Raw genomic sequence first — 8,149 nt, forward strand, 5'->3', positions numbered from 1 at the left:
ATGTGCCAGTGCTCCGCCAGCCAGGCCCCGACCTCGTAATGATCGGTATCGCTGACCTCGCGCAGGGCGCTGCTGAGTGACAGGGCCGGCTCCGCCTCGCGACGACGATAGGCTTCGGTCACCTCTTCGGGATAAAGATGGATCAGGGGCAGCAAACCAAAATTGTGCAACATGCCGGCCAGATAACTTTCCTCCGCGCCGGGACGCGGTTCAACCGTGACCAGAGCACTCAATTCCTGGGTCATACTGGCAGTGAGAATCGCCTGCAACCAGAAGCGCTGCAGTTCAAAACCGGGAATCGATGCCAGGATTCTGAATGGCCCGGCCAGGGCGATACTCAGGGCGAGGCTGCGGGCCAGGCGCAGGCCCAGGGATTTGAAAATGGCCTCCTCAGCGGAGGTGACCGGTTCAGCATGGCCAAAATAGGCGGCATTAGCCAGGCCGATGATCCGCCCCAGCAGGGCAGGATCCTGCTCGATCAGCCGGGCAAAGGACTCGATAGTGATATCCTCATCGCCGATGGCATCGAGCAGCTGATCCAGTACCGGCGAGACGGCCGGCAAACTGCTCAGTTTGCGAACATCCAGCCGAATGGCATCGCGCGAGGTATCAGCCAGCAACGGGATCACGCCTTGACATCAATGACCCCGCCCAGAGCTTCGTTGGCCTGTTCCACGCTCTTGGCGTTAGTGGCCACCTGGCGCTCGGCCTGTTTGAGATCCTGCAGGGATTCGCTGTCGCCACGCCCCGAGGCGATCTGGGAAGCCGCGCGCCGGGCGGTGGTAATACCGGCCTGCATGCCATTGACGGCGTTTTTCATGGTGGCATCGATACTGGACATGGGAACCCGGTTCGGTAATGAGTGGTTCTATTGCTTGCAGTTTTACCCTTATCGGCTCGCAAGCGGCGATCTTTAGGAATTGACACGCCGTGCCGGGAAGCGCGATATACTGGGGTTTTGAGCCCAACGGAACCGGCATGATCTTACCTGCACCCACCACCATTACCGGCATCATCCTGGCCGGCGGCCAGGCCCGGCGCATGCAGGGGCAGGATAAAGGCTTACTCCCCTACCAGGGGCGTGCGTTGATCGAACATGTTTGCGAACGATTGCATCCCCAGGTGACGAAGCTATGCCTCAATGCCAATCGCCACCAGGCAACCTATCAACGCTATGGCTATCCGGTCGTCGGGGATCTATGGCCCGATTTTCCCGGGCCCCTGGCCGGGTTTTACAGTGCCCTGCAACAATGTGATGGTGAGTGGTTCTGTTTTGCGCCCTGCGATACACCACGACTGCCGGGCGATCTGGTGGCCCGCCTGAGTGAGACAGCCACACAGCAACAGGTCCCCGTGGTCGCGGTCACTGACGGACAGCGCTTGCATGGCACCCTCTGCCTGTTGCACCGTTCCTGTGAATCCGCGTTACTCACCTATTACCAACAGGGCCACCACCGGGTGCAGGAGTGGATTCGCAGCCAGTCTCACGCCCTGGTGGACTATTCCGATCAAGCCCATGCGTTGATCAACATCAACGAACCGCAACAACTGGAACCCGGATTATCATGATTGAAGCGCCCTGTCCCCTGCTCGGTTTTGTCGGCTACAGCGGCAGTGGTAAAACCACGCTGCTAACCCAGCTGATCGCCCTCCTGCGCGAACGGGGCTATCAGCTCGGCGTTATCAAACACGCGCATCACCAATTTGATATCGATTATCCCGGCAAGGACAGTTATGAACTGCGCCATGCCGGTGCCAGTCAGATGCTGGTCGCCTCGCAGAATCGCTGGGCACTGATTACCGAAACCCCGCTACAGAATCATGATCCGCAACTGGAGGAACTGATTCCGAAACTGGACTGTGATGGCCTGGATTTGATCCTGGTGGAAGGTTTCAAGCACGCAGCCTATACCAAACTGGAAGTGTATCGCGACGTGGTTTCGCATTCGCCGCTGTATGTCGACGACCCGCAAATCATCGCCCTGATAACGGAACTGCCCACCGACATTGACGCCGGGTTGAGCCTGCTCGATATTAATAACCCGCCGGCCATTGCCGACTTTGTTGAAGCCTTCATTCAGCAGAATCGCGGCTGATATGGCATAATCCCGGCTCGCAAAAAACCCCGTTTATTGAGTAACCGCCTATGTCCGCCAAACCCTCCTGCGACGAATTCGATCCCAACAACCTGCGCGTGGAACAGGCGCTGGAACAGATTCAGCACAGCATCACGCCCGTAGAAGAGACCCTGAGACTGCCGCTGATGCAGGCGCACAACCATGTTCTGGCCGAGGATATCCGTTCGCCACTGAATGTGCCGCCGTACAAAAACTCCGCCATGGATGGTTACGCACTGCGCGGTGCGGATCTCGGCGACGACGATATCACGCTGGATTTGATCGGTACCGCCTTCGCCGGCAATCCGTTCGACGGCGAAGTCCGGACCGGTCAATGCGTGCGCATCATGACCGGCGCCAAGCTGCCCGACGGGGCCGACACGGTAATCATGCAGGAGCATGCCAGCATCGACGGCGAACGTATCACCTTTGGCTCAGGTCACACGCCGGGACAGAACGTACGTCACGCCGGCGAGGATATTGCCGTGGAGGATGTGGTGTTACAAAAAGGCCAGCGTCTGCAGGCGGCCGAGATCGGCCTGCTGGCCTCGCTGGGTGTGCCCGAAGTCACGGTGGCACGCAAACTGCGAGTTGCGTTTTTCTCCACCGGCGATGAACTGCGCCCGGTCGGCGAGACACTGGAAGAAGGCCAGATTTATGACAGCAACCGTTACACCCTGTACGGCATGCTCAAGGAACTGGATGTGGAGATTCTCGATCTGGGGGTCGTCCGGGATGTGCCCGAGGCGATCGAAGCCGCCTTTGAACAGGCCGCCGATCAGGCCGATGCGATAATCACCTCCGGCGGTGTGTCGGTGGGGGAAGCCGATTACGTTAAAACGACCCTGGATAAACTCGGCCAGGTCAGTTTCTGGAAAATCGCCATGAAACCAGGCAAACCGCTGGCTTTCGGGCGGGTCAAAAACGCCTGGTTCTTCGGCCTGCCCGGCAACCCGGTGTCGGTCATGGCAACCTTCTACCAGTTTGCCCTGCCGGCCCTGCGTCGCCTGATGGGTGAAGAGGCGGAAGCGCCACTGACATTCAAAGTACCCTGTCGCGAAGCGTTGAAAAAACGCGCCGGTCGTACCGACTTTCAACGCGGCATCCTGACCTATGATGAACAGGGCAACCCGGGCGTTACCGCTGCGGGCATGCAGGCCTCGCATATCCTCAGCGGCATGAGCCGCGCCAACTGTTTCATCATCCTGCCACTGGAAGCCGACAACATCGACGCCGGCACCCTGGTCGAAGTGCAGCCGTTTAAAGGGCTGATGTAACTATTCACACCATGCCGCTTGCAGAAGAAAATTTGTCCGCAAATAAACGCAAAAAACGCGAATAAGAAAATTCAAATTCGCGTTAATTGGCGTTTTATTCGCGGACTGATTTATCTGGCAGCTATCTGACTACCGATAGCTGATTCCAGATATCGAGCCCGGCACCCTGATCGAGGTGTAGCCGTTTAAAGTGCTGATGTAACCAGGCGCAGAAGAAAAGTTATCCGCAAATAAACGCAAAAAACCGCGAATAAGAAAATTCAAATTCGCGTTAATTGGCGTTCATTCGCGGACTGATTGATTATCTGACAGTTATTTGACTGCAGATAGCTGGCAGGTATCAGGACTGGGCCTGTTGTTCCTGTTCCTGCTGTTGCTTGGCGACTTCCTGGTGGACTTTTTCCATATCCAGGGCCTTGGCATCCTCGATCAGTTTTTCGAACGCGGATTGCTGCAGTGCGCCGGCTTCGGAATAGAGAATGACCTGCTCGCGGAAGATCATCAGCGTCGGAATGGAGCGGATATTGAACATGCCGGCCATTTCCTGTTGATCTTCGGTGTTGACCTTGGCAAAGACGACATCGTCGTGTTTTTCGGACACTTCTTCATACACCGGACCGAAAGACTGGCAAGGACCACACCACGGCGCCCAGAAGTCGATAATCACAAAATCGTTCTGCTCGATGACATCTTTGAAGTTTTCGGGGGTCAGTTCTACGGTCGCCATGGATTTCTCCTGAAATTGGGAATGTGTCAATTTTTGCGTAACGGTAAATATAGGGGCAATTTTTTCTGATACAACCCCGCTATTTCCGTACCGGCGCAAGCTCGCCCGTGGCCAGATAATGACGATAGTCATCAAGAATAAGTCCATGATCAAAAGCGAGTTTTTCCGGCAATTCCGTCGGACTGGCCAGCCTGATAGCGCGCGCATCGTCCGCCGCCCGGGGCTCGCCGCGAGCATAGCCGATATACACCGCGCTGACGGTATGCCCGCGGGGATCGCGCCGCGGATCCGAATAACAACCCAGCAGGCGTTCCAACGTGACCTGCAATCCGGTCTCCTCGCGCGCCTCGCGCACGGCGGCCGTCTCCAGGGTTTCGCCGATGTCCACGAAGCCACCGGGTAATGCCCAGCCGGGAGGCGGGTTTTTACGCTCGATCAGTACCAGCGGTTCATCGGGTCGTTCGAACAGCCGGATGATGATATCCACGGTCAATAACGGTGTCTCTGGCCGGCTCACGAATTCTCCTGACTGTATTTGTTCACAAAACGGATAATCTTGCGCCGCTCCCGCTTGTCCGGTTTACGCTTTGGCCGGGGATTGAGCCGGGCCTGTTCCCGCCGCGCGGCCTGTTGCGTTTCGCGCCGGGTCACACTTTCGACTGTTTCCTCATACAATCGTTCTGCCACACTGGCAGGACCCCGTCGTTGCGCCAATTCACGCACGATAATGTCAAAGGTCAACATCTGCTTGCGTATGAACAGTTGATCGCCAATCTGCAATCGGGCCCCCGGTTTGGTGCGTTGACCGTTGAGCTTGATATGCCCACCATTGATCGCCTCGCTGGCCTGCATGCGGGTCTTGTAAAACCGGGCTGCCCAGAGCCATTTGTCCAGGCGTATTTGTGTGGTGGAATCCGACGACATATGATTGTCCCGATCGACGATCAGCGCTAGGCTGAGCCTATGAAGATAATACATTCAGTGTACCAATGAGCGAGGCGCAAACTCCAGCCTGGCTGGCAGCGTTGCAACAGCCGTCGGCCTATACGCATCCCGTTGCCACGATCGAATTGATCGAAACCCACATCTCCTGGGTATTACTGACCGGTGAGTTTGCCTACAAACTCAAAAAACCGCTGGATCTCGGCTTTCTCGATTTCAGCACGCTCGACCTGCGCCACTATTATTGCCAGGAAGAGCTGCGTCTTAATCGCCGTCTGGCCGCACCGATTTATCTGCAGGTTCTGGCGGTGCTCGATACCGCCGACGGCATCGTGATGGCCGACTCCCAACAGACCGAGGGAGAGGTAATCGAGTACGCGCTGCAGATGTGTCAATTCGACCCCGATCAGGGGTTTGACCATCTGCTGCAAAAACAGCAACTGACGTTGACCCATCTCGATCAACTGGCCGCCCTGATCGGGGAATTTCACCAGCAACTGCCCGCCGCCCCGCCCGATAGTGAGTACGGCACCCCGCAGGCGATCCGTTATCCCTGCGATGAGAACATTACGCAGATTCGCCAGCAGGCGCCGCAACTGGCCGATGATCCGCGGCTGACCGGGGTGGCCGACTGGAGCGAACAACAGTTGCAACAGCTGGCCAGCCGGTTTGAACAACGTCATCGCGACGGCTTTATCCGCGAATGCCATGGCGATCTGCATCTGCGCAACATTGCCCTGTGGCAGGATGAGGTCATCGCCTTTGACTGTATCGAGTTTGACCCGGCCCTGCGCTGGATTGATACCCTCAATGAAATCGCTTTTTTGGTTATGGATCTCGATGCGCATGCCGCCAGCGGTCTTGGCTGGTATGTGCTCAATCGTTACCTGGAGCAGACCGGCGATTATGCCGGGCTGGATCTGCTGCCCTTCTACCGGGTTTATCGCGCCATGGTACGGGCCAAGGTGGCCGCCATCGAACTGGGTCAGCATGAGCAGCCGCGCCATCGCCAGGAGCTGAACGACTATCTCGATCTGGCCATGGCCTGTAGCCGTCGCGATTCCCCCGCCCTGCTGATCACCATGGGCTTTTCCGGCAGCGGCAAGAGTACTGTCACCGATGGCCTGCTGCAGTCACTTGGCGCGGTGCGCCTGCGTTCCGACGTGGAGCGGGCGCGCCTGTTTGGCGAGGCCGACAGCGATCAGGACATCGGCACCGGCAAGTATTCGACCCAGGCCAGCGACCGGCTCTATCGCCATTTACAGGAACTGAGCCACCACCTGCTGCAGGCGGGCTACACGGTGATCGTCGATGCCGCCTTCCTGCAACAGGCCCGCCGCCGGCCCTTTGCCGAACTGGCCGATGACTGCGGCGTGCCGTTTCATATCCTCGCCCTGCAGGCCGCCCCCGAGCTGTTGCGCGAGCGCATTCGCCACCGCCAGCAGGCCGGGCGGGACGCTTCCGAAGCGGATCTGGCCGTGCTCGAGGCCCAGTTGCAGCATCATGATCCCCTCGACAGCCGGGAACAGGACCGGGCCATTAACATCGACACCACACAACAACCCGATCCCGAGCGGCTGGCGGCCCGCATTCGCCACCAGACAGAACAGTAACCCTGTTCTACATGCGGAAAAAAGGGCCCTGGCCCCTTGCCAAATACCCGAGTCTTTTGCTAAGGTTATAAGACAATTTTGGGGCAGCCCCAAAAACACATTCTTTCAATCAGGAGGTTGATAACAGTGGAACTGAATCTGGACGGCGAAGGCTTTCTCGTCGATCGTGACGACTGGTCAGAAGAAGTCGCCAAAGAACTGGCCAAGCAGGACGAGATGGAAATTGACGATCAAATCATGGATCTGATTAATCAGGCGCGGCACATGTACGAAGAAGACGGCGTCGTTCCGCCGATCCGCAAATTTGCCAAACAGACGGGCGTCTCCTCCAAAGAGCTGTATGACATCTTCAAAAGAGGCCCGATGAAACTGATTTGCAAGTGGGGCGGCCTGCCCAAGCCGACCGGCTGCGTCTGATCCGACACGGTTACTTCCCAGGGCTCAAAAGACCGGCTTCGCGCCGGTCTTTTTTTTCGGCTGACAGACCCTTCTGACAGCACGGAAAAATCCGGTATCATTCACGGATCCACACAACCAGGCCGGTTTATCTCATGCCAATCCAGTTCAGTCAGCAACCCGGTCCCCGCGAACGGCACTTGCAACGCAAGTACCACAACTCTCTGTTTCCGGATGGCAACAGCCTTGATGCCGAACAGGTGATACAGGCACGCGAGCAGGACGAGACCGAGCTCAATCATTTTTTGCGCTATTTTCGCGATCTGGTTCAGGAGGCCGTGGAACTGCAACCCAACAGTGAAAGTGATGTCATTCTGGATATCAAGGAACGGCTGGATCAGTGTTATGTCCAGTGCTGCGCCTTGCCCGGTGATCATAGTGAGATCAAGCAGGCTGTGAACAAGCTGGTGCAGGTGATCATGCTGGCAGTACGCCAGGGGGCGGCCAACGATCCAGTGGCACTTGGCAAGCTGGATGAGGAAGAACAGGCGCGCCAGCTGCATAATCGGCTCGCCGACGAAGTGTTTGTGGCCGACATCATCCTGCCCGACTCGCCCATCGAGCAGAATGAGCTGGTCCCCTCGTTATTGAGTGAATCGGAACAGGCGGTCCACACAGCATTACAACTGTTCGATGCCGAACAACTCAGCACAATCTATCAGGAAGCAAGAACCCTGCTGGAGGACATTCAACAACAGGGTCACACACTGCCTGAAGCACAGCAGCGGTTACAGCAGATTGAATCGGCGCTGGCCAACGCCACCTCGCAGGTCACTCTCAATTGAACCCGATCAACTGCTACGTCTATCGCAGCCGGCGCAAACCCGGCCTGTACGTCTACCTGCCCGGGGAAGATGACTGGTCGACTGTACCGGAGAATATACTGAATCTGCTGGGAGAAACCGAACAGTTTCTGGAACTTTCACTGACGCCGGAGCGCCGGCTGGCCCGCTGTACCGGTGCCGAGGTGATCGCCGCAATAGAAGAACAAGGATTTTACCTGCAAATGCCGCCCGG

General features: G+C 57.3%; 12 protein-coding genes. 7 read left to right on the forward strand and 5 right to left on the reverse strand.

Annotated elements, in window-relative coordinates:
* Positions 1 to 620: HDOD domain-containing protein (locus RI563_RS08045; RefSeq protein WP_310693853.1), on the reverse strand; the 620-nt coding region annotated here is incomplete at its 3' end.
* Between the two features lie 5 nt (positions 621 to 625).
* Positions 626 to 841 carry a hypothetical protein gene (locus tag RI563_RS08050; protein ID WP_310693854.1) on the reverse strand — a complete coding sequence of 72 codons (216 nt, stop codon included), beginning with the start codon at positions 839 to 841 and terminating at the stop codon, positions 626 to 628.
* 137 nt (positions 842 to 978) lie between these two features.
* Between RI563_RS08050 and mobA the strand changes: the two genes are divergently transcribed.
* Genes mobA through moeA form a run of 3 tightly spaced genes read left to right on the forward strand, consistent with a single transcriptional unit; the run spans position 979 to position 3,394 of the window.
* Positions 979 to 1,569, forward strand: a complete 591-nt coding sequence (mobA, locus tag RI563_RS08055) for a molybdenum cofactor guanylyltransferase MobA (protein WP_310693855.1) — start codon at positions 979 to 981, stop codon at positions 1,567 to 1,569.
* Entirely contained in the window at positions 1,566 to 2,096 is a 531-nt protein-coding gene (gene mobB, locus RI563_RS08060) for a molybdopterin-guanine dinucleotide biosynthesis protein B (protein ID WP_310693856.1), read from the forward strand. Before mobA ends, mobB begins: the two co-directional genes overlap by 4 nt.
* A 50-nt stretch (positions 2,097 to 2,146) precedes the next feature.
* Positions 2,147 to 3,394 carry a molybdopterin molybdotransferase MoeA gene (gene moeA / locus RI563_RS08065; protein WP_310693857.1) on the forward strand — a complete coding sequence of 416 codons (1,248 nt, stop codon included), beginning with the start codon at positions 2,147 to 2,149 and terminating at the stop codon, positions 3,392 to 3,394.
* 340 nt (positions 3,395 to 3,734) lie between these two features.
* On the opposite strand, the gene trxA is transcribed toward moeA, so the two are convergent.
* From trxA to RI563_RS08080, 3 genes are all read right to left on the reverse strand, one after another.
* Complete coding sequence (gene trxA, locus RI563_RS08070) at positions 3,735 to 4,121, reverse strand: thioredoxin (RefSeq protein ID WP_310693858.1); 387 nt, start codon at positions 4,119 to 4,121, stop codon at positions 3,735 to 3,737.
* 79 nt (positions 4,122 to 4,200) lie between these two features.
* On the reverse strand, positions 4,201 to 4,638 hold the full coding sequence (locus RI563_RS08075) for an NUDIX hydrolase (protein WP_310693859.1): 438 nt from the start codon (positions 4,636 to 4,638) through the stop codon (positions 4,201 to 4,203).
* Positions 4,635 to 5,045 carry an RNA-binding S4 domain-containing protein gene (locus RI563_RS08080; protein WP_310693860.1) on the reverse strand — a complete coding sequence of 137 codons (411 nt, stop codon included), beginning with the start codon at positions 5,043 to 5,045 and terminating at the stop codon, positions 4,635 to 4,637. Before RI563_RS08080 ends, RI563_RS08075 begins: the two co-directional genes overlap by 4 nt.
* 65 nt (positions 5,046 to 5,110) lie before the next feature.
* Between RI563_RS08080 and RI563_RS08085 the strand changes: the two genes are divergently transcribed.
* The 4 genes from RI563_RS08085 to RI563_RS08100 form a co-directional block, all read left to right on the forward strand.
* Positions 5,111 to 6,676: an AAA family ATPase gene (locus RI563_RS08085; RefSeq protein ID WP_310693861.1), complete on the forward strand. Its 1,566-nt coding sequence runs from the start codon at positions 5,111 to 5,113 to the stop codon at positions 6,674 to 6,676.
* A gap of 117 nt (positions 6,677 to 6,793) precedes the next feature.
* Positions 6,794 to 7,093, forward strand: a complete 300-nt coding sequence (locus RI563_RS08090; RefSeq protein WP_411293570.1) for a TusE/DsrC/DsvC family sulfur relay protein — start codon at positions 6,794 to 6,796, stop codon at positions 7,091 to 7,093.
* Positions 7,094 to 7,227: 134 nt separating this feature from the next.
* A complete protein-coding gene (locus tag RI563_RS08095) occupies positions 7,228 to 7,917 on the forward strand; it encodes a hypothetical protein (protein ID WP_310693862.1) in 690 nt (229 codons plus the stop codon).
* On the forward strand, positions 7,914 to 8,149 hold a 236-nt coding region (locus RI563_RS08100; protein ID WP_411293569.1), incomplete at its 3' end, for a YcgL domain-containing protein. The genes RI563_RS08095 and RI563_RS08100, both read left to right, overlap by 4 nt.

It is taken from the genome of Thiohalophilus sp. (genome assembly GCF_031581315.1).
Lineage (GTDB): Bacteria > Pseudomonadota > Gammaproteobacteria > UBA6429 > Thiohalophilaceae > Thiohalophilus.